Origin of the sequence: Pulveribacter suum (assembly GCF_003013695.1) — a bacterium.
Classification (GTDB): Bacteria; Pseudomonadota; Gammaproteobacteria; order Burkholderiales; family Burkholderiaceae_C; genus Melaminivora; species Melaminivora suum.
The window spans coordinates 1,221,841-1,238,641 of sequence record NZ_CP027792.1 but is presented as its reverse complement, the minus strand read 5'-3'; the positions used below and the strand labels follow the sequence as shown (position 1 = coordinate 1,238,641).

At 68.0% G+C, this 16,801-nt stretch carries 12 protein-coding genes, 1 tRNA gene and 1 pseudogene; 5 read left to right on the top strand and 9 right to left on the bottom strand.

Annotated elements, in window-relative coordinates; translation table 11 throughout:
• Positions 1–41 precede the first annotated feature (41 nt).
• Positions 42–401 (bottom strand): hypothetical protein, encoded by a 360-nt coding sequence (locus C7H73_RS05620; protein ID WP_106845749.1) that lies wholly within the window; start codon positions 399–401, stop codon positions 42–44.
• Positions 402–773: 372 nt separating this feature from the next.
• On the opposite strand from C7H73_RS05620, the gene C7H73_RS05615 reads away from it, so the two are divergent.
• Positions 774–1,391, top strand: coding sequence for a hypothetical protein (locus tag C7H73_RS05615; RefSeq protein WP_227001427.1), 618 nt, complete (start codon positions 774–776; stop codon positions 1,389–1,391).
• 9 nt (positions 1,392–1,400) lie between these two features.
• On the opposite strand, the gene C7H73_RS05610 is transcribed toward C7H73_RS05615, so the two are convergent.
• A complete protein-coding gene (locus C7H73_RS05610; protein WP_106845748.1) occupies positions 1,401–3,818 on the bottom strand; it encodes a UvrD-helicase domain-containing protein in 2,418 nt (805 codons plus the stop codon).
• A 199-nt stretch (positions 3,819–4,017) separates the two neighbouring features.
• On the opposite strand from C7H73_RS05610, the gene C7H73_RS05605 reads away from it, so the two are divergent.
• Both C7H73_RS05605 and C7H73_RS05600 read left to right on the top strand, forming a co-directional pair.
• On the top strand, positions 4,018–4,995 hold the full coding sequence (locus C7H73_RS05605; RefSeq protein ID WP_106845747.1) for a GMP reductase: 978 nt from the start codon (positions 4,018–4,020) through the stop codon (positions 4,993–4,995).
• An 80-nt stretch (positions 4,996–5,075) separates the two neighbouring features.
• A tRNA-Lys gene (locus C7H73_RS05600) sits at positions 5,076–5,151 on the top strand.
• A gap of 167 nt (positions 5,152–5,318) precedes the next feature.
• On the opposite strand, the pseudogene C7H73_RS05595 reads toward C7H73_RS05600, so the two are convergent.
• The 6 genes and pseudogenes from C7H73_RS05595 to C7H73_RS05570 all read right to left on the bottom strand — a co-directional run.
• Positions 5,319–5,621 (bottom strand): annotated as a pseudogene (locus C7H73_RS05595) (RNA recognition motif domain-containing protein); the annotation flags it as partial.
• 70 nt (positions 5,622–5,691) lie between these two features.
• A complete protein-coding gene (infA, locus tag C7H73_RS05590) occupies positions 5,692–5,955 on the bottom strand; it encodes a translation initiation factor IF-1 (RefSeq protein WP_106845745.1) in 264 nt (87 codons plus the stop codon).
• A 334-nt stretch (positions 5,956–6,289) separates the two neighbouring features.
• A complete protein-coding gene (locus C7H73_RS05585; RefSeq protein WP_106845744.1) occupies positions 6,290–6,619 on the bottom strand; it encodes a DUF2149 domain-containing protein in 330 nt (109 codons plus the stop codon).
• Positions 6,616–7,095, bottom strand: coding sequence for a MotA/TolQ/ExbB proton channel family protein (locus C7H73_RS05580; protein WP_106845743.1), 480 nt, complete (start codon positions 7,093–7,095; stop codon positions 6,616–6,618). The genes C7H73_RS05585 and C7H73_RS05580 overlap by 4 nt, the downstream gene beginning before the upstream one ends.
• A complete protein-coding gene (cobN, locus tag C7H73_RS05575; RefSeq protein WP_106845742.1) occupies positions 7,092–11,153 on the bottom strand; it encodes a cobaltochelatase subunit CobN in 4,062 nt (1,353 codons plus the stop codon). Before cobN ends, C7H73_RS05580 begins: the two co-directional genes overlap by 4 nt.
• Positions 11,154–11,204: 51 nt before the next feature.
• Positions 11,205–13,145: a TonB-dependent receptor plug domain-containing protein gene (locus C7H73_RS05570; RefSeq protein WP_106845741.1), complete on the bottom strand. Its 1,941-nt coding sequence runs from the start codon at positions 13,143–13,145 to the stop codon at positions 11,205–11,207.
• A 239-nt stretch (positions 13,146–13,384) separates the two neighbouring features.
• Here C7H73_RS05570 and C7H73_RS05565 point away from each other — a divergent pair, with 239 nt between their 5' ends.
• Positions 13,385–13,864 carry a copper chaperone PCu(A)C gene (locus C7H73_RS05565; protein WP_106845740.1) on the top strand — a complete coding sequence of 160 codons (480 nt, stop codon included), beginning with the start codon at positions 13,385–13,387 and terminating at the stop codon, positions 13,862–13,864.
• A 172-nt stretch (positions 13,865–14,036) separates the two neighbouring features.
• Positions 14,037–15,266 carry a multidrug effflux MFS transporter gene (locus C7H73_RS05560; RefSeq protein ID WP_106845739.1) on the top strand — a complete coding sequence of 410 codons (1,230 nt, stop codon included), beginning with the start codon at positions 14,037–14,039 and terminating at the stop codon, positions 15,264–15,266.
• 1 nt (position 15,267) lies between these two features.
• Here the strand turns inward: C7H73_RS05560 and C7H73_RS05555 are convergent, their stop codons facing one another.
• The gene (locus tag C7H73_RS05555; protein WP_106845738.1) at positions 15,268–16,740 is read right to left on the bottom strand and encodes a sensor domain-containing diguanylate cyclase; all 1,473 of its coding nucleotides are present in this window, start codon (positions 16,738–16,740) and stop codon (positions 15,268–15,270) included.
• Positions 16,741–16,801 lie beyond the last annotated feature (61 nt).

The following is a 16,801-nucleotide window of genomic DNA, read 5'->3' as shown; positions in this document are numbered from 1 at the left end:
GCCGCCCCGCCCGGCGGGGCCATGCCGCGGACCGCGTGCGGTCAGTTGATGTTGATGCTGTTGACGTTGGCAGTGCCGCCAATGGCCTTGATGTCGGTGGCCTCGTTGCCGCTGACGGTGATCTCCGAATTGCGGATCTTGGAGCCGGTGATGTTGATGCTGTTGACGTTGGCCACGCCTTCCATGGACACCTCGGCCACCTTGATGCCAGCCTTGCCGCCGCCGGCAATCACGTTGGTGGCCTTGTTGCCGGTCACGGTGATGCGGCTGTTGGTGATTTCCGAGCCGGACGAGCCCTTGCCGGACAGCAGGCCGGGAATGGTCACGTTGCCGCTTTGGGCAAAGGCGGTGCCGCAGACCAGGGATACGGCAGCAACGGCGGTCATAGCAATCTTGCGCATTTCGGGATTTCCTTTCGGTTGGGGTGTCGGAGATGAAGCGGCCCTCGGGCTGCGAGCGGATTCTTGGCGGTGACTCCAGGCAGGCCGTAAGCAAACGTTGAAAGTTCCCTTCGTCAGGTGCGCGAGCACTGACATTCACTATTGCTGTTACAACCAATCCCCCAGTTCAAGGCCGTACACACCCTTCTGCCGCTTACAAAGAAATTATCTTTTACATGTAGCTGGGTAACCAATGCCGCTGGAGAGACCGATTACCCCTATTGATTAATCGATTGGTTACACTTTGAATAATGTCCAAACCAATAAGGCGATTTGGCGTCATTTTCCTTAATGAAAATGCTTTCACTCCTTCAGCTTTTTCAAAAATCCGCCATGAAAATGCCTTACCGGAAACGGTATTCCATCCTGCTCCTGATAGGAAGCATCCTGCTGGCAGTGCAGGGATGCTCCCGCCAGGAAGCGGGCCCGGCCATCGCCTTCCCATCGGACGCGCAGATCCATAAGGCTCTGCAGACCCAGTTCGCCCAGGATCCAGCCAATGAAGCGGCCCGCCAGCTGGTGCGCACGCTGGCCGGCGAGCGTGGCGCGCTGCGCTACCAGGTGCGTCAGGTGATTTACCGCCAGGGTGCCTTCGAGACGCGTTACGACGCTGCACTGCACCTGGGCCAGCCGGGCGCGACCAGCCTGCAAGCGCTGTACGGCACGATGATTCCGCAGGCCGAACGCGACAAATTGCCTGCCCAGGACCTGGCCGGCTACGAAGCCTGGCTGCAGCAGCACCTGGCCGGCCTGGACAAGACCGATGCGCCCCAGGCCCAGGCCCTGCGCGCCACGCTGCAGGTGCTGGGCGAGTGCTACCGCAACGCTGCCGAGGGCAGCGAGGTGGTGGTCATGCAGCAGCTGGCGGCGCTGCTGTCCCCCGAGCGCAGTGGCTGGTTTGCGGAGAAGCTGCCCGCCGCCGGCGCCTCGGTGCGCTGCCTGCCGGTGTGACGCCCGGCTCTACTCGACGATGGTGAGCTTGGCTACGGCGAGCGCCAGCCATTTGGTGCCGTGGCGCGGAAAATTCACCTGGGCGCGGGCGTCGTCGCCCTCCCCCTCGATGGCCAGCACCTTGCCTTCGCCGAACTTGTTGTGAAACACCGCCGTGCCGGCACGCAGACCGTGGCCAGGGGCTTCCTTGCGCTGCGGCACGGGCGGACTGGCCAAGCTCTCCGGTTGATAGCCAAATCCGCCTCTAGCGCCCGCCCTGTAAGCGCTGGCAGCTCCTGAAAAAGGAGCAAAGCTGCCAAAGCCGGACTGGCGCGGCGTAAGCCACTTCAGGGCGCCTTCTGGCAGTTCGTCGAAGAAGCGGCTGCGCACGTTGTAGCGGGTCTGGCCGTGCAGCATCCGCGTCTGCGAATGGCTCAGGTACAGGCGCTTCCTGGCGCGGGTGATGGCGACGTACATCAGCCGGCGTTCTTCTTCCAGCCCGGCGCGCTCGCCCATGGCGTTCTCATGCGGAAACAGGCCCTCCTCCAGTCCGCCGATGAAGACGCAGTCGAATTCCAGCCCCTTGCTGGCGTGCACGGTCATCAGCTGCACAGCGTCCTGCCCTGCCTGGGCCTGATTGTCGCCGGCCTCCAGCGCCGCATGGGTGAGGAAGGCCGCCAAGGGCGACAGCGTCTCGCCGGTCTCGGCGTCGATGCTCTCCGTGGGGCCGGCCATGGGCAGGCTGGCGTCCAGGCCCTGGCTGGCGGGGCTTTGCGTCAGCGCCGGGCGCTGCTCATCCAGCGGCAGCGCCACGGCGTCGCGGCCGAAGCCTTCCTGGGTCACAAAGCTCTCGGCCGCGTTGACCAGCTCTTCCAGGTTTTCCAGCCGATCGGCGCCTTCCTTGTCGTTTCGGTAATGCTCCACCAGGCCGCTGGCCTGCAGCATCTGGCCGATGATGCCGCGCAGGTTCTGCCCTTGGGAGCCCTCGTGCATCACCTCCACCAGCGCCACGAAGGCGGTGAGGTTGGCGCCGGCCCGCCCGGTCATGGTGCTCACGGCGTCGTGCAGCGAGCAGCCGGCGGCGCGTGCTGCGTCCTGCAGCTGCTCCAGCGTGCGCGCGCCGATGCCACGCGGCGGAAAGTTCACCACGCGCAAAAAGCTGGTGTCGTCGTGCGGGTTCTCCAGCAGGCGCAGGTAGGCCAGGGCATGCTTGACTTCCGCCCGCTCGAAAAATCGCAGGCCGCCGTACACGCGGTAGGGCACGCCGGCGTTGAACAGGGTGGATTCGATCACCCGGCTTTGCGCGTTGCTGCGGTAGAGCACGGCGATCTCGCGGCGCGGCGCCTCATCCCCCTTCACCAGATTGCGGATCTCCTCGACCATCCAGTGCGCCTCGGCCAGGTCGGTCTGCGCCTCGTGGATGCGCACCGGCTCGCCCGGGCCCTGGGTCGTGCGCAGGTTCTTGCCCAGCCGGCCCTGGTTGTGGTCGATCAGCGCATTGGCGCAGTCCAGGATGTTGCTGTAACTGCGGTAGTTCTGCTCCAGCTTGATGGTGCGCTGCACGCCGAACTCGCGCACGAAGTCCTGCATGTTGCCCACGCGCGCGCCGCGAAAGGCGTAGATGCTCTGGTCGTCATCGCCCACGGCGATCACGCTGCCCGGGGCCTGCAGCTGCCCGTCCACGGTATCGCCGGCGAGCTGCTTGAGCCAGGCGTACTGCAGGCGATTGGTGTCCTGGAACTCATCGACCAGGATGTGCGAGAAGCGCCTTTGGTAGTGGGCGCGCACGGCATCGTTGTCCCGCAGCAGCTCATAGGAGCGCAGCATCAGCTCGCCAAAGTCCACCACGCCCTCACGCTGGCACTGCTGCTCGTACAGCTGGTACAGCTCGACCTTCCTTTCGGTCTCCTGGTCGCGCACCGGCACGTCCTTGGGGCGCATGCCTTCTTCCTTGCAGCCGGCGATGAACCACACCAGCTGCTTGGGCGGGAAACGCTCCTCGTCCACCTTGTGCTGCTTGCACAGGCGCTTGATGGCCGAGAGCTGGTCTTGCGTGTCCAGGATCTGGAAAGTCGCTGGCAGGCCTGCCAGCTTGTGGTGTGCGCGCAGCATGCGGTTGCACAGGCCGTGAAAGGTGCCGATCCACATGCCGCGCACGTTGATCGGCAGCATGCCCGACAGGCGCGCCACCATCTCCTTGGCGGCCTTGTTGGTGAAGGTGACGGCCAGGATGCCACCGGGCGAGGCCTGGCCGGTCTGCAACAGCCAGGCGATGCGGGTGGTGAGCACCCGCGTCTTGCCGGAGCCTGCCCCGGCCAGGATCAGCGCATGGCCGGCCGGCAGCGTCACGGCGGCCAGCTGTTCGGGATTGAGGTGCTCCAGCAGGGGCAACGGCGCGCCAGCACCAAAAGGCGCCAAGGCGCCAGCGTTCGAATCAAGAGGGGGCATGCGCCCGATTGTAGAAAGGCCCCGCCGCCAAGGGACTTGCAGCGTGCCCGTACAATCAAGCACCGGGCCCAAGTTTCTTGCGCCCGGTTTTTTTATGCCCGCAGGCCGGGCAGCACAGGAAACCGGAGCGCGAGCCAAGCGCCCTTCTCGCGCCGCGAAATCCCTTGCCGCGCGACCCTTCACAGGAGCTTGGAACCTCATGGAAATCTTCGACTACGACAACATCCTGCTGCTGCCGCGCAAGTGCCGCGTGCAAAGCCGCTCGGAGTGCGACACGAGCGTGGAGCTGGGCGGGCGCAGCTTCAGGCTGCCGGTCATGCCCTCCAACATGAAGACGGTGGTGGATGAGCAGATCTGCAGCTGGCTGGCGCAAAATGGCTATTTCTACGTCATGCACCGGTTCGACCTGGACAACGTGCAGTTCGTGCGTGAGATGCAGGCCAAAGGGTGCTTCGCCTCGATCTCCCTGGGTGTGAAAAAGCCCGACTACGAAACGGTGGACCGCTTCGTGGCCGAAGGCCTGTGCCCCGAATACATCACCATCGACATCGCCCACGGCCACGCCGACACCGTCAAGGAGATGATCGGCTACCTGAAGGCCAAGCTGCCCCGCGCCTTCGTGATCGCCGGCAACGTGGGCACGCCCGAGGCCGTGATCGACCTGGAGAACTGGGGCGCAGATGCCACCAAGGTCGGCATCGGCCCGGGCAAGGTCTGCATCACCAAGCTGAAAACCGGTTTTGGCACGGGCGGCTGGCAGCTGTCGGCCCTGAAGTGGTGCGCGCGCGTGGCCACGAAGCCCATCATTGCCGACGGCGGCATCAGGAGCCACGGCGACATCGCCAAGAGCATCCGCTTTGGCGCCACCATGGTCATGATCGGCTCGCTGTTCGCGGGCCATGAAGAGTCGCCCGGCCAGAGCGTGGAAGTGGACGGGCAGCGCTTCAAGGAGTACTACGGCTCGGCCTCCGACTTCAACAAGGGTGAATACAGGCACGTGGAAGGCAAGCGCATCCTGGAGCCCATCAAGGGCCGCCTGGCCGATACGCTCATCGAAATGGAGCAGGACGTGCAAAGCTCCATCAGCTACTCCGGCGGCACCCGGCTCATGGACATCCGCAAGGTGAACTACGTCATCCTGGGCGGGGACAACGCGGGCGAGCACTTGCTGATGTGATTTTTCCGCCCTCGTTTCTTGCGAGGGCAGAAAATCGTGCATAATCGCGGACTTCGCTGCAGCGCACAGCACAGCGAAAAGGGCTCTTAGCTCAGTTGGTAGAGCAGCGGACTCTTAATCCGTTGGTCGAGTGTTCGAGTCACTCAGGGCCCACCAACACATCGAAACCCGCTACGGCTTCACGGCCGCAGCGGGTTTTTTCTTGGGCCACGCACCAACAATAAAGGCTGGCACGCGGCCAGCCTTTCAGGGCAACGCCCCTGTACCTGAGCTGCCTTGCAGCAGACCTCAAAGACAGGGACGTGTGCGAGGCGTGATCAGTAACGGCCGCCGCGGTAGCCACCACGGTCGCCGCCACCGCCACCGCCGGTGCGGGGCTCCATGGGGCGGGCAACGTTCACCGTCATGGCGCGGCCATCGACGGACTTGCCGTTCAGACCGTCGATGGCGGCCTGCGCCTCGGCATCGCTGCCCATTTCCACAAAACCAAAGCCCTTGGAGCGGCCGGTGTCGCGCTCCATCATGACTTTGGCGGAGTTGACGGTGCCGAAGGCGGAGAAGTGCTCCAGGAGCGATTCATCGCGCACGGAGTAAGCCAGGTTACCTACGTAGAGTCGGTTGTTCATGTGAGTGTGTCTTTGATAAGTAAAAGGCGGCCACAGGCCAAACCTTGGGGGGAAAAATATCGTTCAGGCTTCAGCGGCGACGGCGAGCTGCCGGCGGGCCAGTGCGTGTGCGGTTTTCGATATGGCGGAAAGTGATGCGGCCCTTGGTCAAGTCGTAGGGCGACATCTCCAGGGTCACCAGGTCGCCGGCCAGGATGCGGATGCGGAACTTGCGCATCTTGCCACCGGTGTAGGCAATAAGCGGGTGGCCATTGTCCAGCGTCACGCGGTAGCGGGCATCGGGAAGGACTTCATCGACCTTCCCCTGCATTTCAATCAATTCTTCTTTGGCCACGAGTCTCCTTCGAGTATGAGGTGGAAGAAAAAACCGCCCAACCCAGGCGGCCTGACACCAGCAAGCGGCGGATCAGGCACGAGGCGGCGTGCGTGCCGACATCGATGACTGGGTGGAGCGCGGTGGCAGCGTACAGATCCGTGAAGGCTTGCCGCTGGGGCAAGAACGCCGGCTGGCGACCTGGTTGATTCAGGCGCCGCGAGGGCCGGTGGACCATCAGACGGGCGCCGCCACTTAACAGGCGGCGCGACCGCAAATTATAGCCTATTTTATATAAAAGATTCGACTTTTTATTCAGAACCAATTATTTGCCACGGCAAGGCCGTTTGTCAGCTCACGGCTGCTGCCCCGCCTCGGGCACGTACACCATGGAGCCGTCCTTGAGCCGATAGGCCACGCCCGCCTTGGCGCCCTGCCCTTCGCCGATTTCCCCGCTGGCCTTGTAGCGATCGATCGTGTGGCCGTCCTTGACGACGATCTCCATGTTGTCCTTGCCCGGGTTCTTGATGATGGTGACCGATTCGCTGGAAAACGGGTTCACCGCGCTGCCCGCCACGGCCAGCAGCAGCGCGGCGATGACGACCAGGAACACGTCGATGAGGTTCACGACGGAGAGGATGGGGTCGTCCCCTTCCAGGTCTTCCATCAGGCGCAGGCGGCTCATTGCACGCCCTCCAGCATCGCCAGGTCCACGGCGTACCAGCGCCGGCGCACGTTCACCACCACGTAGCTGATGGACGCGGCCAGCAGCGCCAGGATCACCGCCGAGAAGGCCACCGTGAGGTTGCGCGAGACGTCCTGCATCTGTCCGTCGGACAGCGCCATCAGCGCCGGGCCCATGGGGATCATGGTGGCCACCAGGCCCAGCATGGGCGCGATGCGCGTGGCGATGCGGGCGAACTCCATGCGCCTGGCGGCCAGCGCCTCCAGCTCGGTCAGGGACAGTTGTGGGTTGCGCGCCCGCGCCGCCGCCAGCTCGAAGCCGCCGGCCCTGCCCGCATGGCGCTGCCAGGCCTGCCACAGGAAGGCGCCCAGCGCGTAGAAGGCGTGGACGAACAGCAGGGCGATCAGCAGCAGCACGGGCGTGAGGAACAGCTGGCTGGCGGAATACATCGCCGATTCAATGGGATTGACGGTCATGGTCTTGCGGTGGAGTGGAGGGATTGAAAAAGGCTGCGGCGGCGCTGCTGCCAGGCGCCCATGCCGCCGATGCCCGCCAGGGCCAGGCCGAACAGGGCCGAGGCAGGGTTGAAGGGCGGCGGTGCGGTGGGTTCGACCCTGGCCAGGCGCATGCCGGTGACCACGGGCGGGGCCGGCGGCGGGGGCGCGGATTCGGCAGCGGCAGCGGCAGCGACGGCGGCCGGCTGCGCCGGCTGCGGGGCCGCGGCCGCGGCCTGGGGCGCCTGCAGGCCGTAGCCGGCTGCGGATGCATCGGCCGCGCCCTGGCCCACGAAGGCGGCAAAGCGCGCGTTGTCACTGCGCACGTCAAAGCGCTGCGCCAGGTCGCGCCAGCGGCTTTTCAACTCGCGCACGGTGGTGGCGTCGGCCTGCCAGTAGCCCTGGCGGGCGGCCTCCAGCATGCGCTCCATGGTCTGTGCCAGGGCATGCGGGTTGTTCGCCTCGAACCATTTCCTCAGGCCCAGCTGGTGCTTGTCGCGCACATAGACGTCCACCATCTCCTGCCACTGGTCGTCGCGCACGATTTCCCGCGCCGTCGCCGTCCAGCCCCAGAAGTTGTTGGTGGCGTCCAGCACCTGCAGCGTGCCGGCGTAGCCCTCCTTCATCAGGCCCTGGATGTAGCCGGGGTGGAACTGGCGCGTGGCCAGCTCCTTGGCCAGGAACTGCGCGGCACCCTCGACGCGCCCACTGCCGGCGCCGCGCAGGTTGCTGATGTACAGCTCGGGCGCCTTGCCGTCCAGGTGGCGCACGGCCAGGGCGATGCCGCCCAGGTACTGGAAGGGGTCGTCGGTGGTCAGCATGCCGTACAGGTTGGAGCTGCGCGACAGCACGGCGCCCTCGGTGCCACTCAGGTGCTCGGCGTACAGGTTCACGCCCTTGCCCGCGCCGCTGCCGGCGCCGGCCTGGCCCCACTGCGCCTCGTCGGGGCCGTAGGCGAACTGCATCTTGGACAGGTACAGCTGCGCCAGCTTGCGGTCGCCTTCCTCCTTGCCCTTCCAGGTGTCGGTAGCCAGGGTCGCGTCGTCCAGGCCGGTGCCGTAGCGCCCGCTTTCGGAGGCAAAGATGCGCGTGGCGCCGGCCAGCTCGGCGGCCTGGGCGTCCACACCCTGCGCCACGAGCTTGCGGGCGATGCGCCGGGCGTTGACGGCGACGGGGTTGTCACCCTCGCCTTCGGCCCCCGCGGCCAGCAGCACGGCCTGGGCCAGCTGCTTCATGACGTTGGGGAAATGGTCGCGGTACAGGCCCGTGGCCGACAGCACCACGTCCACGCGGGCACGGCCCAGCTCGTCGCGCGGCACCAGGCGCACGCCGGTGACGCGCCCACCGGCGTCCCACACCGGCTCCACGCCCAGCAGCCACAGGGCCTGGGCTTCGAGCATGCCGAAGTGGCGCATGGTCTCCACCGACCACAGGCTGAAAGTGAGCTTGGCCGGCTGCCTGCCGCGCAGTCGGCGGTGCTCGGCCAGCAGGTTCTCGGCCGCCTGCTTGCCTGCCTCCCAGGCCTGCCGGGTAGGCACGCGCGAGGGGTCGAAGCCGTAGAGGTTGCGGCCCGTGGGGTAGGCGTCGGGATTCTTGATGGGGTCGCCGCCATAGGAGGTGGGCAGGTAGCGCCCGTCCAGCACGGTCAGCAGGCCGCGCAGCTCGTCCTGCGCGCCCAGGTTGCCGTAGGCCTGGCGTGCGCGCTGCAGCGCTTGTTGCAGCGCCTCGGGCAGGCCGTCCAACGGTTCGGCGGCGACCACGTGGCGCTGCAGCAGCTGGTAGGGCGCGGTCTGCGCCAGCCGGTCCCAGGGGCCGACCAGGGCCTCGTCCAGGTCGCCCGCGGCCACGCCCGCGTGCTGCGCGGCGGCCTCCCAGAAGCCCTTGCCCAGCATGAGCAGCACGGTGCCCAGGCGGTGCAGCTCCTCGGGCGGGCGGCCCAGGGTATGCAGGCCCTGGGGCTGGGCGGTTTGCGCCAACTCGTGCAGGTGGTTGTGCAGTTCCGCCACGAAGGCGGCGAAGTCCTGCCGGGCCCGCGCCTCGGTCCAGCCCATGTCGGCCAGCACGCGCTCCTTTTTCGCCAGGGCCAGCAGGTCGATGGTCATGCGCTCGCGCACGGCGCCGTCGTCCTGCGCCTGCCACTGGTGCAGCAGATCGTGCATCTGCGTCAGCGCGTCGTGCAGGCCGCCGGGGGTGAACGGCGGGGTCTGGTGGCTGACTATTGTTGCGCGCCCGCGCCGCTTGGCCTGGGTGGCCTCGCCAATGTTGTCGGCGATGTAGGGGTAGGCCACGGGAATGTCGCCCAGGGCCAGCAGCGGCGCGTCGTGCACGGACAGGCCGCGCTCCTTGCCCGGCAGCCATTCCTGCGTGCCGTGCGTGCCGAAGTGCACCAGCGCGTCGTTGCCCTGGCGCGTCCACAGGTAGGCGGCCAGGTAGTGGTGCGGCGGCAGCTCGGTGGTGGAGTGATAGATTTCCTTTTCCCTGGCTCGCGCATCGCTGCTGCCCGGCGCCCTGCCGCTGCGCCCCGGCTGGGGCAGCAGGGTGACCTGACCCAGCTGCAGGCGCGGGATGACGAAATAGGCCCGGCCGTTCTGGCGGATGACCCAGGGCGATTGCTCCGGCTCGCCCCAAGCAGTGCGCAGCGCGTCCTGCGTGGCCTGCGGCAGGCTGATGATCCAGGCACGGTAGTCGGCCACCGGCAGCAGCGCGGCCAAACCATCGCGCACCAGCGGCTGCAGCTCGCCGCCGCGGTAGGCGGGGGCCAGCAGGCGCTGCAGCAGGGCGATGAGGTGCGTCTCGTCCGGCACTTCAGTGCGGTAGCCGGCGGCGCTCAGGGCCGACAGGGTGCTTTGCAGGCTGCGCGGCACGTTCAGGAAGGACGCCGACAGGTTCTTTTCGCCGGCGGGGTAGTTCCAGAACATGACGGCCACGCGCTTGTCGGGGTTGGGCGTGCGCTGCAGCCGCGCCAGGTTCAGCGCCTTGGCCGCCACGGCGGCGGCCTGGGGCGCAATCGGCACGATCTGCTCATCGCCCTTGCGCACGGCAGACGCCACCTGGATGTCGGTCACGCCGGCATATTCGGCCTGCGCCAGGTAGAACGGCACGTCCATCACCGGCATGCCCTGCGGGCTGGCCGCCCAGTCGGCCGCGTCGCCGCGGCGGTAGGTCATGGCCTGGATGACGGGGATGCCCAGCCGCTGGAACTCCTCGCGCCGCTCCTCGGCGTTCAGCATGATCTGCGTGTTGATCAGCACATCGGCCAGCACCGGCGTGCCGGGCCCAGCGGGCTGCAGCACCTGGGCAAAGCCGCCGTCGCTCATCATGGGCGTGTAGAACGGCAGGGCCACGGCGCCGCCGGCCTCGATGCGCGCAGCCAGGTCGTCGATGAAGGCCGTCTGCATGGAGCCGATGTACTGCTGGTGCAGCGCAAGGGCGACCACCGGCTTGCGCCCGGGCGCGCCCGGCGGCGCGCCCTGCCCGCGCAGGTAGGCCAGCGCGTCGGCCGTGACCAGGCCGGGCAGGCGCGGGTGGTACACGCCCGTCTTGGGGAAGACCACCGGATCGGGCGCTGCTGCCAGGGCGTTGCCGCCGGCCAGCTGCGTCGCCAGTGTGGCGAAGAAGCCCTCGTAGTTCTGCCGCCCGCCGCTGGCGTAGTAGTTGATGAGCCGGCGCGCCACGGGCTCGGGGAGCCCGCCGCCCCAGGCGGGTCGCTCGTCGTACAGCCAGGCGTGGGGCGCGGCCAGTGCCGGCAGGGCGCGCGCCAGGCGATCGCGCACCTGGTCCTGCAGGTAGCTGTCGAAGAACACGGCGTCCCGGCCCTGCCACAGGCCGGCGTCCACGTCGGCGGGCAGGCTGTTCAGGTAGCGCACCTCGACGCTGATGCCGTGCGGGCGCGCGATCTCGGCCAGCTGGTGGAACTTGCCCTGGGGCACGTTGCCGGTGGCGATGAACAGCACCGACGCGGCCCGCGCCGTGCCCGCCAGCAGCAGCAACAGCAGCGCCGCACACAGCAGCCGCCAGCGCAGCTTGTGGTTTGTAGTCAAATTGGCCTCCAGCCCTTTACAGACAAGCGCGAGCAGCTATGGTTTTCATAGTCAGAAGTCCAGCCGGGCGGACACGAAGGCGCGCCGCCCCTGCTCGGCATAGCCGAAGGCGGGCGAGCGCTCGGCCAGGCGCAGGTCGCCCAGGTTCTCCAGGCCGGCGCGCAGGTTCAGGCGTTGGCCGTTGCCCACGTCCCAGGCGCGGCCGACGCTGGCGTTCCAGAGCGTGTAGGCCGGCAGCCGCGTGCCGCTGCTGGTCTGGCTGCCGGTGTGCTCCAGGCCCAGCTGCGCATCCCACTGCGCCACGCGCCAGGCCAGGCGCGAGGCAACGCTGGTGCCCGGCCGGTCGGACAGGCGCTCGCCCGTGGTCTTGTCGCGTGTGCGCAGCAAGGTGGCGTCCACGCTCCAGCGCAGCCGCGGGGTGATGGCCCAGGTGGCGCCCGCCTCCAGGCCCTGGATGCGCGCCGCATCCACGTTGTCGTAGAGGTAGCTGCGGCGCGTGCCCACCTGTTCGATCAGCCGGTAGGTGATGAGCTGCCTGACCTCGGTGTGGAAGGCGGTGGCGCGCAGCGACCAGGCATCGCTCACCTGCCAGTCGGCGCCCAGCTCGAAGGAGTTGGACGTCTCGGGCTGGATGCCCGCGTTGCCCCTGAAGGTGTGCGGCCCCTCGGCGCCGACGTAGTTGGGCGAGATCTGCTTGAGCGTGGGCGCCTTGAAGGCGTGGCCGTAGCCGCCCTTGACCACCAGCTGCGGGCTGGCCTCCCAGACCAGGTAGGCGCGCGGGCTCAGCTCGGTGCCAAAAAGGCCGTGGTGGTCGGCGCGCAGGCCCAGCGTGGCCAGCAGGTTGGCGCCCAAGGCAAATTCGTCTTGCACGAACAGCGCCTTGTGCTTCACGCTGTCGCTGCCGGTGGTCAGGCCGGCGTTGACCAGTTCCTCATCGCGCCACTCGCCGCCCAACGTCACCTGGTGGCCACCGAAGCGGGTGCTGGCAAAGCCGTCCACCACGCCGTCCGTCATGTCCTGGGCGCGCGTGGGCGCCACGCCGTTGGTGCGGCTGTTGCGCACGCTGAATTCGCTGCGGTAGGCGCGCAGCTGCGTCTTCCAGCCCTTCACCTCGCCCTTCCAGCCGATGTGCGTCTGGCGACGGTCCAGGTCGTAGCGGTTGGCGTAGGGCTTGGTGCCGCTGACGTCGTCGTAGAAGCGCCGCTCCTGGCCGTCGGTCACGCCGGCCTCCAGCCGGTGGCCTGGCGCCAGGTCGAACTCGGCGGCGAGCCCCAGGCTGCGCGGCTTGCGGCCCTCGATCTCGCTGGTGCGCAGGTCCTGAGGGTTGGGCACGGCGTCGCGGTGCGCATATTCGGCGTTCACTGACAGGCGCAGGCGCTCGGTCAGCGGCCCGGCGGCAAAGACCGAGGTGCCCCCCTCGCGCGCGCCGTCGCTGCCCACGGGGAAGGCGCCGTTGGCGCCGACCGAGCCGATCCAGCGGTCCTTGGGTCTCTTGGTGATGATGTTCATCACCCCGCCCAGCGCCTCGGAGCCGTACAGCGCCGACATCGGCCCGCGGATGATCTCCACGCGCTCGATGGCCGAGATCGGCAGCCAGCCGTACTGGTAGTCGGAGTGGCCGATCACGTCGTCGCTGGCGCTGATGCGCCGCCCGTCGATCAGCGTCAGCGTGTGCTTGCCCTCCAGGCCGCGCAGCGCCAGCGTCTTGCGCCCGCCGACCTGGCGCGCGCTCAGGGTGACGCCCGGCGCGCCGCGCACGGCGTCCAGCAGGTCCGAGGCATTGCGCTCGGCCAGCTCCTGGGCGGTGATGACGGTGACGCTGGCCGGTGCGGTGCGCGCATCCTGCTCGGTCAGCGTGGCCGTGACGGTGACGGCGGGCAGCGCGGCGCCGGCCTCGGCGCGGGCGGCGCCAGCCAGGCAGCACAGGGCAGCGGCGGCCAACGGGTGCAGCCGGGCACGCCGGCGGGTGACGGTAAGGGGTTGGGCTTGCATGGGCGTTTTTCCGGGAAAAACCGCGGTGGCTGGACGCTGGCATGCAGGGGCTTGCGTGGGGCTGGGCGGGGTGGCAGCAAAGCGTGCGCGCCATGACGGCATGCACGAAGACAAATGAGATTCATTTGTATTTGCGTATCATGACACACATTCCTACAGCGCCGGCTTGCGCTGCCTCAACCCGCCGTCGCGCCAGGCCGGCCCGTCTGGCGGGGGTTCAGTGCCCATAATCCCCTCCCATGCAAGCCTTCCGACTTCTCCCCTCCTTCGCCCTGGCAGGCGCCGCCCTGCTCGCCGCCCAGGCCCACGCACAGGTCACCGTGCACGACGCCTGGGTGCGCGCCGCCGTGCCACAGCAAAAGGCCACCGGCGCCTTCATGCGCCTGACGGCCGAGAAAGACGCACGCCTGGTCGAAGCCAGCAGCCCGGTGGCCGGTGTCGCGGAAATCCACGAAATGAAGCTGGAGGGCGACGTGATGAAGATGCGCCAGATGCCGGGCCTGGACGTGCCCGCGGGCGCACCGGTGGAGCTCAAGCCCGGCGGCTACCACATCATGCTGATGGACCTGAAGCAGCCCGTGGCGGCCGGCGCCGACGTGCCGCTGACGCTGGTGTTCGAGGCCGCAGGCGGCCAGCGCCAGACGGTGCAGGTGCAGGCGCCGGTGCGCGCCCTGGGCACTGCCCCGGCCCACGGCCATGGCCACGGCAAGCAGCACTGATCCTCTGGCGGTTTCAAGCCTTTTTGGCCTCCAGCCCTTACTGGGCAAGCGGTAGCAGCTATTAAATAAGTAGCTAAAGAGCCTGCCTGCAGCACGCGCGGGCGGGGCTTGGCCGATAATTTCCGGCCCGGCGCCGCGCGTGCGCCCTGCACCTTGCCCCTGCCGCCCCACCATGCATCCTGACGCCTCCAACCTCTGGCGCGGCCCCCGCTGGGCCCTTGCCGTCCTGCTGGCGCTGCTGGGCATGGTGGGGCCGTTTTCCATCGACACCTACCTGCCCGCCTTCGGCGCCATCGCGCGCTCGCTGCAGGCCACGCCGGTGGAGATGCAGCAGACACTGTCGGCCTACCTGTTCGGCTTTGCCTTCATGACGCTGTTCCACGGCTCGCTGTCCGACGGCTTCGGCCGCCGGCCGGTGGTGCTGTGGGGGCTGGCCATCTTCACCATTGCCTCGGCCGGCTGCGCCATGGCGCAAAGCATCGGCCAGCTGATCTTCTTTCGCGCGCTGCAGGGGCTGTCGGCGGGCGCGGGCATCGTCGTCTCGCGCGCCGTCATCCGCGACATCTATCCGCCCGCCCAGGCCCAGCAGGTAATGAGCCAGGTGACCATCTTCTTCGGCGTGGCGCCGGCCATCGCCCCCATGGTGGGCGGCTGGCTGTCGGCGCACCTGAACTGGCACAGCGTGTTCTGGTTCCTCACCGGCGTGGGCATCGTCCTGTGGGTGGCCAACTGGCGGCTGCTGCCCGAGTCGCTGCCGCCAGCGCAGCGCCAGCCGCTGCACATGGGCCACCTGCTGCGCGGCTATCTCGAACTGGGCACCAGCCCGCGCTTCGTGCTGCTGGCGCTGGCCAGTGGCGTGCCGTTCAACGGCATGTTCCTGTACGTGCTGTCGGCGCCGGCCTTCCTGGGCGAGCACCTGCAGCTGGCGCCCACCGAGTTCTACTGGTTCTTCATGCTCAACATCGCCGGCATCATGGGCGGGGCCTGGGCCAGCGGGCGCCTGGCCGGGCGCATCGCCCCGAAGCGCCAGATTCGCCACGGCTTCGTCATCATGCTGGCCATGGCGCTGCTGAACCTGGGGCTGAATCTGGTGCTGCCGCCGCACGCCGCCTGGGCCATGGTGCCGATTGCCGTTTTCTCCTTCGGCTGGGCCCTGATGGTGCCGGTGGTCACCCTGCTGGTGCTGGACCTGTACCCCCACCGCCGCGGCATGGCCTCGTCGCTGCAGGCCTTCGTGGGCTCCACCGCCAATGGCCTGGTGGCCGGCGTGGTGGCGCCGCTGGTCATGCAGTCCACGCAGATGCTGGCGCTGGCCTCGCTGCTGATGATGTGCGTGGGCCTGGTCTCGTGGGTCTATCTGCACCACCGCTGGCCGGAGATCGGCCGCACGGCGCAGGACTGATTCAGCCGCCCCGCCCGCGCCGGTCCAGGCTTTGCCCGGCCGCGTAGTACTGCGCCTTTTGCGCATACATGGCCTGGTCGGCCAGGTGCATGGCGGCCTCCAGCGACTCGCCCTGCTGCGCCAGCGCCGCGCCCACCGACAGGCTGAGCGCCTGGCCCGGGTAGAACTGGTTGTTCAGCTCCTGCAGCGTCAGCAGTCGCTCGGCCATGGCCTGCACGGCGCGCTCGTCGCCGCCGGGCAGCAGGATGGAGAACTCGTCGCCGCCGATGCGCGCGGCGCAGGCCGGCGCGTCCACGGCCTTGGACAGCACCTCGCCGGCGCGGCGCAGCATGGCGTCGCCCGCGGCATGGCCCTGCTCGTCGTTGAGCGCCTTCAGGCCGTTCACGTCGATGGCCAGCACGCCGACGGGCCAGGGCCCCTTGCGCGCCAGGCGCCCGAGCTCCTCGACGTAGTAGGCCCGGTTGCGCAGGCCCGTCAGCACGTCGTGCTTGCCCAGGTATTCCAGATAGGCCTCGGCCTTCTTGCGCGCCGTGATGTCCACCAGCGACAGCAGCACCATGCCCCAGTCGTGGCGGCGCTCGTGCAGCACGGCGAACTGCATGTGGATGTGCAGCGGCTCGCCGGCCAGGTTGTAGTTGACCACCTCGCGCTGCTGCTCGAGCTTGCCGTCCCACAGGTCCAGCAGCTGATCGGTGAAGGACTCGCGCATTTCCCCACGGAACATGCGGTGGGTGGCAGCCAGCAGCTCGCCCTTGTCGGACGCACCGAACAGGCGCAGCGTGAGCCGGTTCACGTCGGCCACACGGATCTCGCGCATGCATTGCTCGACGAAATCCGGGTGCACCTTGAGGAAGGTCCTGAAGTCATCGATGCCGCGGGCACGCACGTCGTCCAGCAGGCGCTTGACCTGGCTGAAATCCTCCACCCACAGCGACACGGGCGAGTGCTCGAACAGCCCGCGTGCGTACTGCTCGCTGCGCTGCAGCTGCCCACGCGCGCGCAGCTCCTCGGTGTTGTCCTCCATCGAGACCAGCACGCGGCTCCAGGTGTCCTCGTGGCCGGGCAGGATGCGGCCGCGGATGCGCACGTCCAGCCGCCGCCCGTCCAATGCGTAGTTCACCGTCTGGTTGGAAAACTCCAGCGCGCCGCTCCACAGCTGCTCGATCTCGGCAATGGCGTGCTCGTGCATGTCGCCGCTGAAGACCCGGCCCAGCGAGGCCACCAGCGCCGCCTCGTCGGGCGCGGCCAGCAGCTGCAGCGTGCGCTGGTTCACCTTCAGCACCCGGATGGCGGCGCCGTACTCGGCCACCCGCCCGGGATGCTGGCGCAGGTGCGCAGCCAGGTCGGTCACGCCTTCGCCGCGCCAGCGGGCAAACAGCGCACGCACGCCGCTGTAGTCTTCCAGCCACAGCGAGACGGGGGCCAGCTCGAACATGTGTTCGAAATCGGCCTGCGAAGACAAAGCGGATGACATGCACAACCTCCCGGGAAGGGCGCCATTATCCGGGTGGCCGCAGGCATGAAAAAAGCCAGCC

What these genes read in the sequence shown, in the direction of transcription:
- C7H73_RS05620 (WP_106845749.1), bottom strand. Translation starts at nt 401, where the DNA reads ATGCGCAAGATTGCTATGACCGCCGTTGCTGCCGTATCCCTGGTCTGC.
- C7H73_RS05615 (WP_227001427.1), top strand. Translation starts at nt 774, where the DNA reads ATGAAAATGCCTTACCGGAAACGGTATTCCATCCTGCTCCTGATAGGA.
- C7H73_RS05610 (WP_106845748.1), bottom strand. Translation starts at nt 3,818, where the DNA reads ATGCCCCCTCTTGATTCGAACGCTGGCGCCTTGGCGCCTTTTGGTGCT.
- C7H73_RS05605 (WP_106845747.1), top strand. Translation starts at nt 4,018, where the DNA reads ATGGAAATCTTCGACTACGACAACATCCTGCTGCTGCCGCGCAAGTGC.
- C7H73_RS05585 (WP_106845744.1), bottom strand. Translation starts at nt 6,619, where the DNA reads ATGAGCCGCCTGCGCCTGATGGAAGACCTGGAAGGGGACGACCCCATC.
- C7H73_RS05580 (WP_106845743.1), bottom strand. Translation starts at nt 7,095, where the DNA reads ATGACCGTCAATCCCATTGAATCGGCGATGTATTCCGCCAGCCAGCTG.
- C7H73_RS05570 (WP_106845741.1), bottom strand. Translation starts at nt 13,145, where the DNA reads ATGCAAGCCCAACCCCTTACCGTCACCCGCCGGCGTGCCCGGCTGCAC.
- C7H73_RS05565 (WP_106845740.1), top strand. Translation starts at nt 13,385, where the DNA reads ATGCAAGCCTTCCGACTTCTCCCCTCCTTCGCCCTGGCAGGCGCCGCC.
- C7H73_RS05560 (WP_106845739.1), top strand. Translation starts at nt 14,037, where the DNA reads ATGCATCCTGACGCCTCCAACCTCTGGCGCGGCCCCCGCTGGGCCCTT.
- C7H73_RS05555 (WP_106845738.1), bottom strand. Translation starts at nt 16,740, where the DNA reads ATGTCATCCGCTTTGTCTTCGCAGGCCGATTTCGAACACATGTTCGAG.